General features: G+C 74.8%; 16 protein-coding genes. 8 read left to right on the top strand and 8 right to left on the bottom strand.

Annotated elements, in window-relative coordinates:
* Positions 1-187 precede the first annotated feature (187 nt).
* The gene (locus ACIBBF_RS22450; RefSeq protein ID WP_397417791.1) at positions 188-991 is read right to left on the bottom strand and encodes a DUF899 family protein; all 804 of its coding nucleotides are present in this window, start codon (positions 989-991) and stop codon (positions 188-190) included.
* Between the two features lie 128 nt (positions 992-1119).
* On the opposite strand from ACIBBF_RS22450, the gene ACIBBF_RS22445 reads away from it, so the two are divergent.
* Positions 1120-2061 carry a D-2-hydroxyacid dehydrogenase family protein gene (locus ACIBBF_RS22445; RefSeq protein ID WP_397417789.1) on the top strand — a complete coding sequence of 314 codons (942 nt, stop codon included), beginning with the start codon at positions 1120-1122 and terminating at the stop codon, positions 2059-2061.
* On the opposite strand, the gene ACIBBF_RS22440 is transcribed toward ACIBBF_RS22445, so the two are convergent.
* Entirely contained in the window at positions 2058-2417 is a 360-nt protein-coding gene (locus ACIBBF_RS22440; RefSeq protein WP_397417787.1) for a GntR family transcriptional regulator, read from the bottom strand. The genes ACIBBF_RS22445 and ACIBBF_RS22440 overlap by 4 nt on opposite strands.
* Before the next feature lie 100 nt (positions 2418-2517).
* Between ACIBBF_RS22440 and ACIBBF_RS22435 the strand changes: the two genes are divergently transcribed.
* The 3 genes from ACIBBF_RS22435 (at position 2518) to ACIBBF_RS22425 (ending at position 5285) form a co-directional block, all read left to right on the top strand.
* Positions 2518-3558, top strand: a complete 1041-nt coding sequence (locus ACIBBF_RS22435; protein ID WP_397417785.1) for an N-acetylmuramoyl-L-alanine amidase — start codon at positions 2518-2520, stop codon at positions 3556-3558.
* A gap of 89 nt (positions 3559-3647) precedes the next feature.
* Positions 3648-4601 carry a hypothetical protein gene (locus ACIBBF_RS22430; RefSeq protein WP_397417783.1) on the top strand — a complete coding sequence of 318 codons (954 nt, stop codon included), beginning with the start codon at positions 3648-3650 and terminating at the stop codon, positions 4599-4601.
* 36 nt (positions 4602-4637) lie between these two features.
* Positions 4638-5285 (top strand): TetR/AcrR family transcriptional regulator, encoded by a 648-nt coding sequence (locus tag ACIBBF_RS22425; RefSeq protein ID WP_397417781.1) that lies wholly within the window; start codon positions 4638-4640, stop codon positions 5283-5285.
* Between the two features lie 58 nt (positions 5286-5343).
* On the opposite strand, the gene ACIBBF_RS22420 is transcribed toward ACIBBF_RS22425, so the two are convergent.
* Together ACIBBF_RS22420 and ACIBBF_RS22415 are read right to left on the bottom strand one after the other, a co-directional pair.
* Complete coding sequence (locus tag ACIBBF_RS22420) at positions 5344-7665, bottom strand: glycoside hydrolase family 3 C-terminal domain-containing protein (RefSeq protein ID WP_397417779.1); 2322 nt, start codon at positions 7663-7665, stop codon at positions 5344-5346.
* A 160-nt stretch (positions 7666-7825) separates the two neighbouring features.
* The gene (locus ACIBBF_RS22415) at positions 7826-8851 is read right to left on the bottom strand and encodes a hypothetical protein (protein WP_397417776.1); all 1026 of its coding nucleotides are present in this window, start codon (positions 8849-8851) and stop codon (positions 7826-7828) included.
* A gap of 258 nt (positions 8852-9109) precedes the next feature.
* Between ACIBBF_RS22415 and ACIBBF_RS22410 the strand changes: the two genes are divergently transcribed.
* Positions 9110-10363 carry a hypothetical protein gene (locus tag ACIBBF_RS22410; RefSeq protein ID WP_397417774.1) on the top strand — a complete coding sequence of 418 codons (1254 nt, stop codon included), beginning with the start codon at positions 9110-9112 and terminating at the stop codon, positions 10361-10363.
* A 21-nt stretch (positions 10364-10384) separates the two neighbouring features.
* On the opposite strand, the gene ACIBBF_RS22405 is transcribed toward ACIBBF_RS22410, so the two are convergent.
* Positions 10385-10996: a hypothetical protein gene (locus ACIBBF_RS22405; protein ID WP_397417772.1), complete on the bottom strand. Its 612-nt coding sequence runs from the start codon at positions 10994-10996 to the stop codon at positions 10385-10387.
* 100 nt (positions 10997-11096) lie between these two features.
* Between ACIBBF_RS22405 and ACIBBF_RS22400 the strand changes: the two genes are divergently transcribed.
* Positions 11097-11630, top strand: coding sequence for a DUF1990 family protein (locus tag ACIBBF_RS22400; RefSeq protein ID WP_397417770.1), 534 nt, complete (start codon positions 11097-11099; stop codon positions 11628-11630).
* Here ACIBBF_RS22400 and ACIBBF_RS22395 read toward each other — a convergent pair.
* Complete coding sequence (locus tag ACIBBF_RS22395) at positions 11627-12403, bottom strand: alpha/beta fold hydrolase (RefSeq protein WP_397417768.1); 777 nt, start codon at positions 12401-12403, stop codon at positions 11627-11629. The genes ACIBBF_RS22400 and ACIBBF_RS22395 overlap by 4 nt on opposite strands.
* 81 nt (positions 12404-12484) lie before the next feature.
* Here ACIBBF_RS22395 and ACIBBF_RS22390 point away from each other — a divergent pair, with 81 nt between their 5' ends.
* Positions 12485-12703: a hypothetical protein gene (locus tag ACIBBF_RS22390; protein WP_397417766.1), complete on the top strand. Its 219-nt coding sequence runs from the start codon at positions 12485-12487 to the stop codon at positions 12701-12703.
* Positions 12704-12716: 13 nt separating this feature from the next.
* Here the strand turns inward: ACIBBF_RS22390 and ACIBBF_RS22385 are convergent, their stop codons facing one another.
* The gene (locus tag ACIBBF_RS22385) at positions 12717-13586 is read right to left on the bottom strand and encodes a hypothetical protein (RefSeq protein WP_397417763.1); all 870 of its coding nucleotides are present in this window, start codon (positions 13584-13586) and stop codon (positions 12717-12719) included.
* Between the two features lie 173 nt (positions 13587-13759).
* Positions 13760-16618 carry a BTAD domain-containing putative transcriptional regulator gene (locus ACIBBF_RS22380; protein WP_397417761.1) on the bottom strand — a complete coding sequence of 953 codons (2859 nt, stop codon included), beginning with the start codon at positions 16616-16618 and terminating at the stop codon, positions 13760-13762.
* A 195-nt stretch (positions 16619-16813) separates the two neighbouring features.
* Between ACIBBF_RS22380 and ACIBBF_RS22375 the strand changes: the two genes are divergently transcribed.
* Complete coding sequence (locus ACIBBF_RS22375) at positions 16814-17287, top strand: SRPBCC family protein (protein WP_397417758.1); 474 nt, start codon at positions 16814-16816, stop codon at positions 17285-17287.
* Positions 17288-17410 lie beyond the last annotated feature (123 nt).

The following is a 17410-nucleotide window of genomic DNA, read 5'->3' as shown; positions in this document are numbered from 1 at the left end:
GGGGTGTGCCGTTTGAGCAGCAGACCGAACACGGTGCCGCCGGCCCACCACCGGACCGAGCACGCCGGCCCAGCGCTGAACCGGACCGAGCCCACCGGCCCACCACCGGCCCAAATCCGACGCACCAGCCCGGGCAAGGGCCCATGGCGCCCCCCCGGCATCGAACCCCCACACCCCCCGCACCCCTTCAGTGCACATGCCCCCCGCCCGCCGCGACCGGCGTCGCGCCCGGACGGCCCCACTGGATCGTCGGGCGCCCCCCGGACCAGCTGTTCCCCGCGCCGTTCTCGTCGGCGCGCCAGAACCAGCCCGGCAGACCCCCGGCCGGCCACCCCTCGGGGTAGTCCTGCCAGGCCTCCTTGCGCCCGCGGACCGTCATGTCGAGCAGCGCCAGCGCGGGCATCGTCGCCTCGGCCCCGCGCCCGGTGACGCTGTTGGTGAGGAACGTCCGCCCGCCCCGCCGCAGGAAGCACAGCCACGTGCCGAAATCACCACCGGACAGCACGTCGTCGTCCGTGTCGAGCACCGAGTACCAGTGCCTCGGGTAGCCCATGAACTCGACGAACGGCGCGAGCTCGGGCCAGGGCGCCTTCGCGAGCACCGCGAACGACACCCCGCGGGCCGTCAGGTAGGCCGGGTCCTGGACCGCCCAGTACGTGAGCGTGCATCCCTCGCACTGGTTCTCGAACGGCTCGCCCGGGTGCCACATGTGCTTGTAGAGGACCAGCTCCTCGCGGCCCGCGAACAGGTCGAGCAGCGTCGTGGGTCCGTCCGGTCCCACGACGACGGCGCCCCCGTCCACCTCGGTCATCGGCAGGCGGCGTCGCGCGGCGGCGATCGCGTCGCCCTCGCGGGTGTGCGCCTTCTCGCGGACCAGCAGCTCGTCGCGCGCGGCCTGCCAGGCGGCCCGGTCGACGACCGGCGGGACGGCGGCCGCGGACTCGGGGGCGGCGCCGGTGTGGTGGGTGTGGTCCTCGTGGGTGGTGCTCATGATGCTCTCCTTCGCCTCGACAGCATTCCTGGGGTACCGACGGCCCGCGCTCGCGGAAGTCATCGGCCCTTCATGACCACGACGTGCGGACCCCGGCCGGATCGACACGTCGCCGTAGGGTGAGTCGCATGCGCATCGCCGTCCTCGACGACTACCAGAACGTCGCACACCGTCTCGCCGACTGGGGCTCCCTCGACGCCGAGGTCCGGTTCCTCACCGAGCACCTGGCCGGCCCGGAGGCGCTCGCGGCGGCCCTGGCCGGGTGCGACGTCGTCGTCGCGATGCGCGAGCGGACGCCGTTCCCGGCCGCGGTCCTGGACCTGCTGCCCGATCTCCGGCTGCTGGTCACGACGGGCCCGGCGAACGCGTCGATCGACCTGGCCGCCGCCCGCGACCGCGGCGTGGTGGTGTGCGGTACGGAGTCGCCGTCGTCGGCCACGCCGGAGCTGACCTGGGCGCTGATCCTGGCCGTCGCGCGCCACGTGCCACAGGAGGATGCGCGCCTGCGTGCGGGCGGCTGGCAGCACACGATCGGCACGGACCTGGCGGGGCGCACGCTCGGCGTCGTCGGCCTGGGGCGGCTCGGGGCACAGGTCGCGCGCATCGGGGTGGCGTTCGGCATGGACGTGATCGCCTGGAGCGCCCACCTGGACCCGGCTGCCGCGGCCGCGGCGGGCGCGCGGGCGGTGCCGAAGGACGAGCTGTTCGCCACCGCCGACGTCGTCACGGTGCACTACAAGCTCAGCGAGCGCAGCGCGGGGATCGTGGGCCGCGCCCAGATCGCGCGCATGCGCCCGACGGCGATCCTGGTGAACACCTCGCGCGGCCCCCTGGTCGACACCGAGGCGCTGCTGGAGGCGTTGCACGCCGGCCGGATCGGCGGCGCCGGCCTGGACGTGTACGACACGGAGCCGCTGCCCGCGGACCACCCGCTGCGGTCCGCGCCGCGCACGGTGCTGACACCACACCTGGGCTACGTCACCGAGGACACCTACACCACGTTCTACCGGCAGGCCGTCGAGGACGTCGCGGCGTGGGCGGCGGGCAGCCCGGTGCGCGTGCTCGCCTAGCCCGGCTGCCCCAGCGCCGCCGACGCGATCTCCAGCGCCTCCGCCCGGCCGATGCCGAGGGCCCGCACCGTGGCGGCGTACCGGCCGGCCGCCTCCTGGGCGAGGGCGAGCCGCTGGTCCCCGGCGGCGCTGACGAAGGTGCCCGCCCGGCCCCGGGTCTCGACGAGCCCGGCCGCCTCCAGCTCCCGGTAGGCACGGGCCACGGTGTTGACCGCGATGCCGAGGTCGGCCGCGAGCGCCCGGACCGTGGGCAGGCGGGTGCCGACGGGCAGCGTCCGGTCCGCCATCTGCTGGGCGAGCGCGGTGCGCACCTGCTCGAACGGCGGGACGGGGGAGTCTGCGTCGATGCGGATCACGCCCGCAACCCTACAAGTGGGGGGTCGCCTTGCACTTCACCCGGTGGTAGACATGGGCCGATGGCAGACATCTAGGACATATATGGAGTTTGGGGGCGCCATGTCTGAGTTCTACGAGATCAGGGACGACAACGGGACCGTGCTGGAGGTGCTCGGCACGGACGACGAGCCCGCGGGGGAGATTCTCGTGACGGACGACGACGTCGAGCCGACCGCGACGCCGCAGGCCGCGCCCGGGCCGGAACCGGCGGCGACGCCCCTGGCCGCCGTGAGCATCGCGTCGCGCGCCTCGTGGGGCGCCCGGTACCCCGACGGCGACCTGACGCTGACCGGCCCCGCCGTCGAGGTGTTCGTGCACCACTCCGTCACGGCCCAGCTCTCCCCGGACGCGAGCGTCGCCGCGGAGGCGGAGCAGATGCGCGCGCTGGAGAGCGTGGGCCAGTCGCGGTTCGGCACCGGCATCTCGTACAACGTGATCGTCTTCCCGTCCGGCCGGGCCTACCAGGGGGTGAGCTGGAACCGCCGCGGCACCCACACCGGCGGGCGGAACAGCACCGCACGCTCCATCTGCCTCGCGGGCAACTACGAGACCAGCCGCCCGACGGCGGCGCAGATCTCCACCGCGGCCGCCATCTACGGCGAGGGCAAGGGCCGCTGGTGGACCCAGGGTGCGCCGCTGTACGGGCACCGCGACGTCAAGGCCACGGCCTGCCCCGGCCGGTACGTCTACGCCCGCCTCGACGACATCCGCGCGGGCGAGGGCTCCACCCCGCCCAGCCCGGGCGAGCCCGGCGGTCTCGTCGTCGACGGCGCCTGGGGCTCGGCCACGACCCGGCGCCTGCAGCAGGAGCTCGGTACCACCGCGGACGGCGTCGTCTCCTCCCAGAGCATCGTCTGGCGGGACCGGAACCCGGGCCTGACCACCGGCTGGCGGTGGGTGTCCGACGCGCAGGGCTCCCGCGTGATCGCCGCCCTCCAGGCCCGGGTCGGCATGCCCGAGGGCCAGCGGGACGGCAAGATCGGACCGCAGACCATCCGCGCTCTGCAGACCTACCTGGGCACCCCGGCCGACGGCGTCATCTCCCGCGACTCCCGGGCGGTCATGGCCCTCCAGCGGCGTCTCAACGCCGGGCGGGTCTGAGCGGAGACAGGGTCTGAGCGAAGGCCGGGGCCCGGGCGGCGGGCGGCGCGGCTCGGCGCCTGTCGGTGGCGGCGGATAGTGTCGCGTCCATGACCGACGCCGCCCGTCCCTCCTCTGCCCTGCCGACGACGCCCGACCCGGTGCCGGACCCCGCGTCAGCCCCTGTGCCGGTCCCCGTGCCGGACCTGGTGCCGCTCGGCCCGGCACCCCGTCCGGCCGACGGTGCCGACCTGGCTGCCCGCATCCGTGCCGCGCTCGCGGCCGAGCTGGGCGGCCGTGTCGTGGGGCTGGAGCGGGCGGCGATCACGGCGGAGCTCGACGGTGCGGACGTCGCGTCGGCGGACATCGACCTCACGGGCGTGGTCGTGCGGCTCGACGCGCCGCAGGCGGCCGGTGGCGCCGCCGGACCAGGGGCCCCGCGCTGGCAGCCCGACGTGGTCCGGCGCGAGCCGGCGACCCTGCGCCGCGTGCGGGTGGATGCCCACCGGCTCGTCGTGGTCGACCTGCCGGTCGACGTCACCGCGGAGCTCGAGGGGCTGCGCTTCGACTGGGTCGAGGGTGCCGACGGCCGCATCGGTGCCCAGCCGGTCGAACCCTCGGGCGCGCACCCCGTCTCCGGGCACGCCCGCGTCTCGGTCGACAAGGACGGCCTGGTCGCCACGGCCCGGGGCATCCTGGCGGTCGTGCTCCTGCAGCAGGGCGTCACCCTCACCGCGCTCGACGTCGACCTGGTCTCGGCCGGGCCGCGCGCGGCGACGGTGCGCATCGACGCGGCGGTCAAGAAGGGCGTGTTCCTCTCCGCGCGGGTGCAGGCGACGGCGTCCGTCAGCGTGAGCGCCGACATGGTGCTCGCGGTACGGGACGTGCAGCTGGCGAGCGGCAACCCGCTGGTGGCGGCCCTGCTGGGCACCGTGAGGGGCCGGGTGGAGGCCGCCACCAGCAAGGACATCGACCTGGGCGCGCAGCTGCCCGAGGGCGTCCGCCTCGCGGACGTCCGGCTCGACGTCGGCCAGGAGCTGACGCTGTCGGCCCGCCTGGCCTGACGTCCCGGCCGGCACCGGCCGGGGTAGTTTGGTGGCATGTCCGTCAGCGCCCAGACCAGTGCCGACGCCGCCGGGGGCGGGCCGGGCGCCGCCCGCGGCCGGTACGCCCGCGGCCGGGCCACGCAGCAGGAGATCATCCGCACCGCGATCCTCGTGTTCGCCGACGTCGGGTTCCACGGCGCGTCCCTGCGGGACATCGCGGCCCGCGTGGGCATCTCCCACCCCGGGCTGCTGCACCACTTCCCGACCAAGGTCGCGCTGCTGGAGGCGGTGCTGGAGTACCGCGACGCCGTCGACGAGGAGCTGTTCGCCCAGGACGTCGAGCGCGGCACCGACTACTTCGAGGCGCTGCTGCACGTGGTCGAGCGCAACCGGTTGCGGCGCCCGCTCGTCGAGCTGTTCGCGGGCCTGGCCACCGAGGCGACCTCGCCCGACCACCCCGCCCACGAGTACATCCAGCGGCGGTACGCCCGCGTCCTCCAGGAGCAGTCGCGGCACCTGCGGGAGCGGGCCGCGCGCGGCGGCCTCGCTCCCGGGGTGGACCCGGACCGGGCGGCGCGCACCGTGGTGGCGCTCATGGACGGGCTGCAGGTCCAGTGGCTGCTGTCCCTGGAGCGGCCCGGCGCCGAGCGGGTCGACATGGCCGCCGACCTGCGCGGCTACCTGGACCTGATCCTGCGCTGAGATCCTGCGCTGAGACCCTGCGCCCGAGGCCGCTCCGGGATCCTGCCCCGAGCACGGCTCAGCCGTCGGCCTCCGCCAGGAGCGCAGCGAGCGCGTGCTGGTCGAACCCGCCCATGCCGAAGTCGGCCACGACGGTCAGCGGCATGTCGCCGATCATCCCGAGCATGTCCTCGGCCACGCCGCCGCCGTGCACCATCGCCTCGACGCGCGGCCCGACGACGGGGTGCGTCATCGCCTCGGCCACCGTGGACAGCGGCCCGAGGGGCAGGCGCACGTCCTCGCCGTCGACCTGCACCGTGACCGCCCCGCGCAGGTCGCGCGAGGACGCGCCGACCGACACCACGAACTCGCCGCCCTCGACCACCCAGCGGCGCAGCACCGGGTGCCAGTACGCCAGGTCCCGCCCCGAGAGGTCGAAGACCAGCTCGCGGGACTCGCCCGGGGCGAGGTCGACCTTGGCGAACGCCTTGAGCTCGCGCTCCGGGCGCAGCACCTGGGCGGCCGGGTCGCCGACGTACACCTGCACGACCTCGGCCCCTGCGCGCCCGCCGGTGTTGGTGACCCGCGCCCGCACGCGGACGACGGCGTCGGCGTCGGCCGTGGCGGGCCGCAGCACCTCGGCCGCCACGCCGTCGTACGCGAACGTCGTGTAGGACAGCCCGTGCCCGAACGGGTAGGCGACGTCGGCCTGCCGCGTGTCGTACCAGCGGTAGCCCACCAGGACGCCCTCGCCGTAGCGGACGTGCCCGAGCTCGCCCGGGAAGTTGCCGTACGACGGGGTGTCCGCCAGACGCAGCGGCAGCGTCTCGGCCAGGCGCCCGGCCGGGTTCACGGCGCCGAGCAGCACGTCGACGACGCCGGAGCCGCCCGCCTGGCCGCCGAGCCAGCCCTCGACCAGCCCCGGCGCGAGGTGCTGCCAGGGCGCCATCGCGACGGCCGAGCCGTTCGCGAGCACCACCACGACCCGCGGGTTGACGGCGGCCACGGCCTCCAGCAGCGCGACCTGCCCCGCGGGCAGGTCGAGGTGCGTGCGGTCGAAGCCCTCCGACTCGTACGACGCGGGCAGGCCGAGGAACACCAGCACCGTGCCGGCGTCCCGCGCGACCTCCACGGCCTGCGCGCGCAGCGCGGCCTCGTCGGTCCCCGAGCCGAGGTCGGCGCCGTCGACCGTGTAGCCGGCGGCGAAGGGCACGTCCGTGCCGGTCGCCGCCCGCAGCGCGGACAGGGCGTCGTCCAGCCGGGTCGGGTTGACCTGCGAGGAACCGGCGCCCTGGTAGCGCGGCGTCCGGGCCAGCTCGCCCACGACGGCGACGTCGGCGGGCGTGGCCAGCGGCAGCAGCGGTGCGCCGTGGGCGCCGCCCGGGCCGCGCACGACGTCGTTCTTCAGCAGCACGGTCCCTGCCGCGGCGGCCTCGCGGGCCAGGGCGTGGTGGGCGTCCGCGTCGTAGGTGCCCGGGGCGTCCAGCGCGGGCAGGGCCTGGGCGACCATCCGCAGCACGCGCCGTGCGGCGACGTCGACCACGTCCTGCGCCAGGCGGCCCTCACGCACCGCGGCGACCACCTCGGCGTCCCGGCGCCCGCCGCTGGCGGGCATCTCCAGGTCGAGCCCGGCGGCGACGGCCGCGACCCGGTCGCGCACCGCACCCCAGTCGGACACCACGAGCCCCTCGAAGCCCCACTCGTCGCGCAGCACCTCGGTCAGCAGCCAGTGGTTCTGCGAGGCGTAGACGCCGTTGATCCTGTTGTACGAGCACATGACGGTCCACGGCTGCGCCCGCTTGACGACGCGCTCGAACCCGGGCAGGTAGATCTCGCGCAGGGTGCGCTCGTCGACGTCGGCCGAGACGCGCATGCGGTCGGCCTCCTGGTTGTTGGCGGCGAAGTGCTTCAGCGACGTGCCGACCCCCTGGGACTGGACGCCCTCGACCAGGGCGGCGCCCAGCTCGCCCGAGATCACCGGGTCCTCCGAGAGGTACTCGAAGTTGCGCCCGTTCAGGGGCGAGCGCTTGATGTTGATCCCCGGGCCGAGCAGCACGGCGACGTCGTTCGCGCGCGTCTCGCGGCCCAGCGCGACGCCGATCCGGCGCAGCAGGTCCGGGTCCCAGGTGGAGCCGAGCGTCGCGGCGGTGGGGAAGCAGGTGGCGGGCACCGAGGTGCCGAGCCCGAGGTGGTCGGGGGAGTCCGCCTGCTTGCGCAGCCCGTGCGGGCCGTCGGTGACCATGACGCCGGGTACGGCCACCTCCGGGCGGTCGACGGGCTGCGTCGTCCAGAAGTCCAGGCCCGACAGGAGCGACGCCTTCTCCTCGAGCGTGAGCTCGGCGAGCACGTGCTCGACGTCGAACGCGCGGCCGGTCGGAGGGACGGTGGGTGTGTCGGTCATGGCGCTCCCTCTGCCGGGACGGGCCCGGGCTGGTGCGGGCGTAAACCTACCGGGTGGTAGCTGTTCAGAAACTACCACCCGGTAGGCATGCGGCGCCCTCACCCTCGACCTCAGCGTGAACCTCGGCCAACCTTCAACCTCAACATGAAGGTGAGGATGGTCAGAACGGGTAGCTCACGTACGTACGGTCCAGCGGCTCCGGCACGCGGAAGTAGTTCGCCGCCAGGCTGGCCGGATCGGTCGCCAGGGCGCCCCGGCCGGGGCCGTCGTTCCCGTCGTCCCAGCCCCAGGGCGCGTTCGCGGAGTTCTGCGTGCACGAGATCCCGCCGTCGCCGCAGCTGCCCGAGGCGTCGCCCGCGAACGTGCCGTGGCTCGCGAAGAGCCGGCTGTCGGCGCGCAGAGCCCACAGCCCGCCCGCCGCGTGCACGTCCACCAGGCGGTAGGACACGTCCCGGTCGTCCGGGTGCTCGGGCACCTCGGCGCGACCCGCCGGGTAGTAGACGACCCCGTCGCCCCGGATGTCGTAGCCCGGCCGGGCCTTGAGGCCGTGCCCCTTGGCCTCCTGCGCGGTGACCGGGTGGGCCAGCCCGTCGTGCGGGCTGGTCGCCATCTGGAGGGTGCCGTCGACGGTCTCTGCCCCGGCGCCCCACGTGCTGCCTGACGGCGTGTACGAGTAGAAGTCGCTGTGTGCCACGGTGACGGCGCCGCGCAGCACCCCGTACGCCGAGCCGTCCTTCTGGACCGCGACCATCACGCCCTCGGCGTCGTTCTCGTGCTCCGTGTCGAAGATCGAGTCGGACCAGTCCCGCGGGTGGAAGAACATGTAGGTGACGAACCAGTGCGTGCCCGTCTCCAGCACCGAGTAGTACGCGGTGGCCGCCAGCGGGTGGCTGCCGGTGTTCTCCCAGTTGTTGCGCGCGTCCACGTCGCCGTCGAAGTCGTAGGCCGCGATGTAGTCCGAGCGGCCACCCAGGGCGTTGGTCCCGGTCTGGTCCACGTCCTGGTAGTGGATCGGCGCCCAGCGCTGCGCGACGTCGGCTGCGCTCGCCGTCACCGTGGCCGGTGCGGTACTCGTGCCCGGCGTCGCGGCGGCGGCCGTGCCCGCCGCCGCCGCGCCGAGCGCGAGCGCCACGCCCGTCACGCCCGCCGCGGCGGTGCGTGCTGCTGTTCGTGCGGGTCTGTTCATGTCGTCCCTCGTCCCGTCGATGTGCCGGATGTCGATGCCGGATGTCGATGCCGGATGTGCGAGATGGCTGCGTGCGAGATGGCTGCGTGCGACGTGCCGGACCGAACACTCCACCCGGCGCGTTGCCGTGGATTGACCGTGGCATGGCGAACGGGTGACCATCCGCCCGGGGGATGTATGACGTTGCATCGGACATGAGGTACATTCCGGCTAAACAACGCAGTGCGCGCCTGTGGTGCGCCCGGAACCCGGGGAGCCATGACAGTCACGACGACCACCCGGTCGGAGCGCCTGGTCGACCTGACGGACCTGACCCCGCTCATCGAGACCACCACGAGCGCTGATCCCGCGCAGGTCTACGAGCGGCTGCGGGCCCGGTGGGGCAACGTCGCGCCGGTGCTGCTGGAGCCCGGCGTGCCGGCGTGGCTCGTGCTGGGCCACCGGGAGCTCGTGACGGTGCTGCGCAACGAGGGCCTGTTCTCGCGCGACTCGCGCAACTGGGGCCTCCTGCAGGACGGCACGGTCACCCCGGGCAGCGGCGTGGGCGGGGTGCTCGCGCCCCGCGACGGCATCTACTACGTGGACGGCGTGCGCCACCGCCACCTGCGCCGCCTCGTGGACGACGCGTTCGAGAGCGTGGACGAGCACCACCTGGCCGGCATCACCGAGCAGTGGTGCCGGCGCGCGCTGGACCGCGTGCTCGCCAAGGGTGAGGCCGACCTCGTGAGCGAGTACGCGCGGGCCGTGCCGCTGCTGGTCATGTCGACGATGTTCGGGCTGGACGCCGACCAGGCGCGCGCGATGCTCGGGCACGCGCAGCGCGTGTTCCAGGCGCAGGGCGCGGCCGGCCGCGAGGCTCTGGACGCGCAGCGGGCGCTCATCGTGGAGCTGATCGAGAGCCGTCGTGCGGCGCCGTCGGACGACCTGGTCTCGGCCATGCTGCGGCACCCGAGCGCGCCCACCGACGTGGACGTGCAGAGCGCCGTGTCGGCGACGCTCATCCTGGGCAGCCAGTACGAGGTCGCGTGGATCACGCACGCGCTGCGGCTGCGGCTCACCGACCGGCGGTTCGACGGACGCTCGGGCGGGCTGCTCTCGGCGTCCGACACCCTGACCCAGGTGCTCGGCTCGACGCCACCGGCGCCCAACGCCGGACCCCGGTTCGCGCTGGCGGACACGACGCTCGGCGGACGCAGGATCGCCGCCGGGGACGCGGTCGTGCCGGGCATCCTGGCCGCGAGCGCCGAGTCGCGGGCCGCGGGTGACGACATCTGGCTCGAGACCGGGAACCTCTCCTACCTCACGTGGGGCGCCGGACCGCACGCCTGCCCGGCGCGCCGGCCCGCGACCGTGATCGCGCAGGTGGCCGTCTCAGAGGCGCTGCGCCGCCTGGGTGGCGTGGCGCTCACCGTGCCGGCCCGGACGCTGGCCGCGACGGGGACGCTGTGGTCCTCGGTGCCCCGGGAGCTCCCGGTGCGTTTCGAGGAGCACCGCCCCGCCCGTCAGCGGTGATCGCGAGGATCTCGGGAGCCGTCAGAGCCTGACGACCAGCGCGACCACCGCGACGACGACCGCGACCCCCGCGCCCGCCCAGGCGAACAGGACGTGCCGCCGTGCGCGCTCCCGCACCGTGCCGAGCTCGGCCCGCAGCGCCCCGAGCTCCGCACCCAGCGCCGCGTGCCCCGCGCGCAGCGCGCCGAGCTCTGCGGCGAGCTCCCGGTGGGCCGCCGCGACCTCGTCCTGCACCACCCCCAGGTGCGACTCGGCACGGTCCGCGGCCGCCCGCGCCGTGGCGGCCTCGTCCCGGGCGGCGGCGGCCTCCGCACCGGCGGCCGCCGCCGTGGCTCCCGCGTGGTCCGCGGTCGCGAGCGCGGCAGCGGCGAGGGCGGCGGCGTCGGCCGGGGGAGCGGGCTGCCGGGACGAGGCGGGGAACGGCGCGGCCGGGGCGGCGTCGGCCGCGCGGTCCTGCGGGTGGTCCGGGGCGGGAGTCTCGGCACGGGTGAGCTGGCTGCGCACCTCGGCCCTGAGGTCCGACAGGAACGGCTTGATGCCGCGGGCCTTGCGCTCCCTGGCGGAGGCGTGCCGGGGAACTCCGCCGGACGGGCTCGGGGCGTCGGGCGCGCTCGGGTCGTGTTCGGTCGCCATGGGGGAGAAACGTACACGGGTCGGCACACGGGTCGGTGCCCGAGGCTGGAGCACGGGGCCGGACTACGGGCGGCCGGGCCCCGGCCGGTACGGTACCGGTGTGCAGCTCACCCGGCCCGACCTCGCGCGGGTCCTCGCGCGCGCCGTCACCGAACGCCCGAAGGCCGAGGCCGGCTGGCTGGACGCCCCGCCGCCGCGGGCGCGGGTGCTGCGGGAACGGGTGGTGGTGCGCCCCGGCACCGAGCTCGCCGCCGTCGCCGACGCGCTGTTCACCTGGCGCGTGCACCGCGGTGCGGGCCTCGTCATCACCCCTACCGGCCGGGCGGAGCCGGGGGCCACACTGGTGCAGGGTGTGCGGGTGGGCCCGCTGTGGTTCGCGGCCCCGTGCCGGGTCCTCGACGTGGTGCGCGGGCCTGACGAGGCCGGCTTCACCTACGCGACGCTGCCGCGCCACCCCGAGACGGGGGTCGAGAGGTTCCGCGTGCGGCGCGACGGCGACGGCGTCGTCTTCGAGATCCACGCGGTGGCGCGGCACGACTTCTGGGGTTCGAGGATCCTGCCCTGGGCCGCGCGCGGGGTGCAGGACCGGGTCACGCGCGGCTACCTGCGTGCCGCGCGCGACGTGACGGCCTAGCGCTCCGGTGCGCCGTCCTCGCCCGGCCCGCCGGCCAGGAAGTCCGCCAGGAGGGTCGTCACCTCGTCAGGGCGCTCCAGGTTGGGCAGATGACCGGCCCAGCCGAGCTGCACGTGCCGGGCACCCTCGATGTGCCCGGCCAGGTGGTTCGCCACCGTGCGGAAGTGGTCGAGGTCCTGGCCGCCCGACACGACCAGCGTGCGTGCCGTGATGGCGCCCAGGTCGATCTCGGGGCCGGGGTCCTGGTGGATGTCGTCGCCCGCGCCGAGCTGAACCTCGAACGCGTGCCGCTGCATGGTGCGCAGCAGCTCGTGGGCGTCGTCGTCCGCCTCGGGCCCCAGCCAGGTGGCGACGTTGAGCTCGGTGGCGCCGGCGACGTCGCCGGCCTCCAGGAGGGCGTCCTCGCGGCGGGCGAACCGCTGCAGCGAGCGCGTGGCCGGCAGGGCGAAGGCGGAGTTGACGAGCACGAGGTCCGACACGAGCCCCGGCCAGGCCGACGCCACCTGGAGCGCGACGTTGCCGCCGGAGGAGGCGCCGACGACCGCCAGGCGGTCGACGCCGAGCGAGTCGAGCAGGGCCCGGACGTCACCCGCGTTGTCGAACGGCTCGCTGGTCAGCGGGGTGTCGCCGTAACCGCGCAGGTCGCACCGGATCACCCGGTGCTCCCGGGCGAGCGGGGCCCGCTGCGGCTCCCACATCCGGGAGTCGGCGACGCCGGCGTGCAGGAGCAGGACCGCGGGCCCGGAGCCCGCGGTGTCATGGCTGAGGATCATGCGCCGACGGTAACGACGGCGGCCCGGGAAAGGCCAGCGCATAGGTGGACTCCAGGGAGGGCGGCGACTAGACTCGAACACATGTGCGAATCATCGGCAGGTCACGAGCCCGGCCAAGGCACCGTCTCACCCGTCGACGCGGCGTTCGGCGCACTTCTCGACGAGCTGTTCGCCGGCCCCCGCGTCACCTACGCCCCGGTCGGGGAGTTGCCGCTGTACCACTCGGGGCACCGGCGCGCCGCACGCCGGCACCGGCGCTTCGTGCTGCGCGCCGGCACCGACCTGGACGACCCGCGCTGAGGGGCGCACCGGGTCAGAGCACCACGGCAAGCACGGCGGCCACCACGGCGAGCGCGACACCGACCCAGGCGAACGTCGTGGCTGTCGCGGCCTTCTTCGTCGCCGCGTCCGCGGTCTGACCCGCCGCAGCCGCAGCGGACGCGGCCGAGTCCGCGGCGCTCTGGGCCGTGGCCGCCGCGGCGCGCGCGGCGTCGAGGTCGGTCCGCAGCGTGTCGGCGGTCGTCGTCAGCGCGTCGATCCGCTCACGCAGGCGCGTCGCCTCCTCGGCGGCAGTGGCCGCAGCCCGCTCGGCGGCGCTCGTCGCGTGCTCCTGCGCCTGCTCGAGCGTCCGCGTGGCGGTCTCGTCCAGAGCCTTGGTCTGCGCCGCGGTGAGCGTCTCCGCCTGCTCCTTCTGGCGGGCCGTCACCTCCTTGACGATCAGCTCGCGCAGCTCCGTGCCCTGCTCCTTGAGGGAGACCGTCAGCTCGGCGCGCACCTCCTCGGGCGTCAGGGGCTTGTCCGGCTTGGTGAGGTACGCGTCCGCCCACGTGCGCCGCGACCGGTTCGGCCGGCCGGAGGCCCCGTCGACCACGGCCTCCTTCTCCTCGTCGGTCAGGCGGTCGAGCGCCTCGGCGGCGGCCTTGACGGCCGGCGGGGTCTCGACGGGGGCCTTGGGTCCCTTGCCGCCCTTCGGCGTCTGCGATGTCATCTGAGTCCGTTCCCCCTGGGGCTCCCTCTCGGGCGGTGCGGCGGCTGCCACGGCGGCGGCGTAGTCGGCGTCGTCGGTGTCGTTGGACGCCGACTCGGGAATCTTGATGGGCTTGGTCAACAGAGCCCGCAGGCGGTCCATCCGCTCGGTCTTCTCGCCACCCTCGGTTGCCGGGGCGTCGCTGTCACTGCTCATGGGGGAAACGTACTGCTCTGCCCGATCTAGGTCGACTACCGCGAGTGGAGTGGCGTTCTCCTTGCATGAGAAGTCGTTCGGCGACCGTCCGGCTGATCGCCGGGCGGGCACCTCCGCGGTGACTGGCGGATGCGGGCCCGGGGCGCGGCCGACGGACGTGGCCGTCGGCAGGCTCAGCGGTGTGGCTCGGCCAGCTCTGCCTTCGGGCCGACCAGTGCCTGCAGCCGGTCCACGAGCGGGTGCCCGGTGCCGTCCAGGACGGTGAGGGCCTCGGCCCGCGCGGCCTGGGCCGTGGCGGGGTCACCGGCGGCGGCGTACGCGTCGCCCAGGTTGGCGAGGCTGACGCCCTGGTTCATCGGGTCGCCGGTCTCCTCGAAGATGCGGGCGGCCTCGCGGAACGAGGCGGCAGCGGCGCCGGGGTCGTCGTCGGCCATCTGCGCCATGCCCAGTGTGTCGGTCGCGTGGGCGCGGGTCGAGGTGTCGTCGAGCGCCTCGACGAGGTCGAGCACCTCGCGCGCCATGGCGACCGCGCGCGGCCCGTCGCCGAGTCGTGCGTGGAGCACGGCTAGGTTGTTCAGAGTGGCGGTCTGCAGGGACGGTTCGTCGGAGAGCTGGCGAGCTCGTTCCAGGGCGTCGGCGACGGCGTCCGGATCGGTGGACAGGTCGTGCTGGGACGCCAGGCTCAGCAGCGCCCATGCGGCGGCGGTCTGCATGCCGAGCGACTGGAACAGCCGGACCGCCTCGGTGACGTGGGCGCGGGCGGCAACCTGTTTCCCGTCCGGAGCCGTGAAGGACGGGTAGAGCCCCGCGGCGCTCATCCCCTGGCTCATGCCGATAGCAACGCCCAGGCCCTGGTGGGTCCGCGCTCGACCGACCACGCTCACGTCACGTTCCGCGGCGCCGAGCGCGACCTGCCACAGGCTGACCGCGTCCGACCAGTACCCGGCGCGGTGCAGGTACGCGGCCAGGCACCAGGCGAGCTGCCAGGCCGTACCGTCCAGCCGCTCCGCGATCGCGACGTCGACGGCTGCGCGCAGCGTGCGTCGGTGTCCGGCGAGCCAGCCGAACGCGTCGGTCGCGTCGGCGTGCCGGACGATCTCCGTCCCGGTGGCGGGCACGGGCAGGTCGAGGGGTACCCGCCGGGGTTCCAGGGCCATCGTGGCCAGGTGGGCCGAGCCGAGGTAGTGGTCCATGACCCGCGCGACCGTCTCCCGCCGCGCCTCGGGCTCGTTGGCGGCGAGCTCCCCGGCGAAGGTCCGCACCAGGTCGTGGAAGGCATACCAGCCGGGGCGTGTCCGCGCGAGCAGGCTTGCTCGTACCAGCGTGTCCAGCGATGCCAGGTCCCGGTCCGCGACGGCCGAGCGGGCGGCCGGTGTGTCGAACGACGCTTCTGGCAGCACCGCCAGCTGACGCAGTGCACGCCGGGCGCCCACGTCCAGGGCGCTGCACGACCACGAGAGCACCGCGCGGACGTCCACGGTCGGGTCGGGATCGCCGAGCGAGTCCAGGACGGTGTGCGCGCTGCTCAGCTCGTCGGCGATCACGCGCAGCGGGGTATCCGGGGAGTCGGCGAGCCGTGCTCCGACGACCGCCAGCGCCAGCGGCAGCCTGCCGGTCGCGCGGACGATCCGCTCGAGCGACTCCGGGTCGGCGTCCGCCCGGTCCGGGCCCGAGAGGTGGGTGAGCAGCGCCGCGGCGTCGTCGTCGGGCAGGACATCGAGGTGTATCGACGCCGCGCCGGCGACACGCAGCGCCGAGAGCCGGTGCCGGCTGGTGACCAGGGCGAGACTGTCTCCCGTGCCGGGAAGCAACGGTCGCACCTGGTCGGCATCACGCGCGTTGTCCAGGAGCACCAGCATCCGGCGGTCCGCGAGCACGGAGCGGTAGAGCGCGGAGCGGGCGTCGAGGCTGTCCGGGACGTGCTCGCCGGCGATGCCCAATGACTCGAGGAGCCTGATCAAGGCGTCGTGCGGGTTCACGGGTGGCTGGGCGTGGTCGAAGCCGCGCAGGTCGACGTAGAGCTGGCCGTCCGGGAACGCGGTCGCGTTGTGGTGTGCCCAGTGGACGGCCAGGGTGCTCTTGCCCACGCCGCCCATGCCGGAGATGACGGCGGTGGCCGGTGCGGTCCGCGCATCGAGGAGCGCGTCGGCCCACGTGAGCTCGCGGAGCCTCCCGACGAAACCGCGCTGGTCGGCGGGGAGCTGCGCGGGCTGGGGCACGCGGGTCTGCTCGACCCGGACCGAGCCGTCCGGCACGGCCGTGTCGGGCTCGGTGCGCGGCGTGACGGTGAGGGTCGGGTCCGAGACGAGGATGCGCTGATGCATGTCGCGCAGCGCCGGCCCGGGGTCCAGGCCGAGCTCGTCGCCGAGCAGGCGGGCCCCGGTGTGGTAGGCGTCGATGGCGTCGGCCTGGCGGCCGTCGCGGTACAGGGCGCGCATCAGCAGGGCGCGCAGCTCCTCGCGGTACGGGTGCGCCTCGACCAGCGTGGCGAGCTCTGGTACCACCGAGCCGCCGCTGTCGAGCAGAGCGGCGAGGCGCAGTGACGTGGCGGCCAGCCGTTCCTCCTGGAGCCTGACCCGCTGGTGGGCCGCGTACGCGCCGGGAACACCGTCGAGCCCGTCGCCCTGCCACAGGTCGAGGGCCTGGGTGAGGACGGTCGCGGCGCCGGTGAGGTCGGTGGTCCGTCCGAGCTCCCGGCCGCGGCGCAGCAGGGCCTCGAAGCGTGTGACGTCCACGGAGTCCTCGGGTGTGCGCAGCGCGTAGCCGCCGCCGACCGTGTCGATCGTGGCGGTGGTGCCCTCCAGCAGCCGGCGCAGACGAGAGACATAGGTGCGCAGGGTGCCGAAGGCGCCACGCGGTGGCTCGTCGCGCCACAGGGCGGTGGCCATCTCGTCGATGCTCACGACACGGCCCTGGTGCAGCAGGAGCATCGCCGCGAGAGCCCGTTGCTGCGGTGAGCCTGCCGGCAGCTCGGTCCCGGCGCGCCACATGCGAACGGGGCCGAGCAGCGCGAACGTCATGTCGTCGGCCATGGGGGAGAACCTTTCTTGCCTCCGAGCCGCTGCCCCGGAGGCAGACCCGGCACGAGCATACGAGCGCTCGTCGGTGCGCAGCGACGGAAGAACAGGGCGAAATTCGACCCGGGCGTCCGTCGGACGTCGACGGTCTGTCGATCCGGGTGGGCGACGATCGGGCGTCTCAATCCCGACGAAAGACCGAGGTACACCATGCCCACCGTCACCCTGTCTGCACAGGCCACCGTCGACGCCCCGGCCGCGGAGGTCTGGGCGGTTCTCGCCGACTGCACCCACGACCCCCGGTGGCGAGGCGGCGTCATGGAGATGCGGCAGTCGAACCGCGGCACGGTGGTCGAGGGTGTCCTCACCTACGAGACGATGCGCGCCATGGGCTCGACGCTGCGCACCGTCACCACCGTCACTGCCGTCACGGAGGCGGAGAGCGGACGGATGTTCCGCTGGGTCGCCGTCGAAGGGCTCGACGTGGAGGGCTCTCGTCGCCTGACCACCGGTGCCAGCGGTCGGTCGGTGGTCTGCCTCACGCTGCGGTACTCCTCACACGGCTTCGGGCAGTGGCTCCTGTTCCCGCTGATGTCCCGGGTGCTGGGTCGGACCCTGGAGCGGGACGCCCGGCGGTTCCAGGAGCTCTTCGCGGCGGACGTGCCGCTCGCCGGCCGTTCGTGACGCGCGTCGGCGCCGGGGGGGGCGGGGGGGGCCCCCCCCCCCCCGGCCGCCCGGCCCCCCCCCCCGCCGCCGCCCCCCCCCCCCGCCCCGGGGGGGCCCCCCCCCCCCCCCCCCCCCCCCCCC

This window comes from Promicromonospora sp. NPDC050880 (assembly GCF_044456525.1).
Taxonomy (GTDB): domain Bacteria; phylum Actinomycetota; class Actinomycetes; order Actinomycetales; family Cellulomonadaceae; genus Promicromonospora.
Note: the sequence above shows the minus strand (reverse complement) of the source record. Positions and strands in the feature narration are given on the sequence as shown.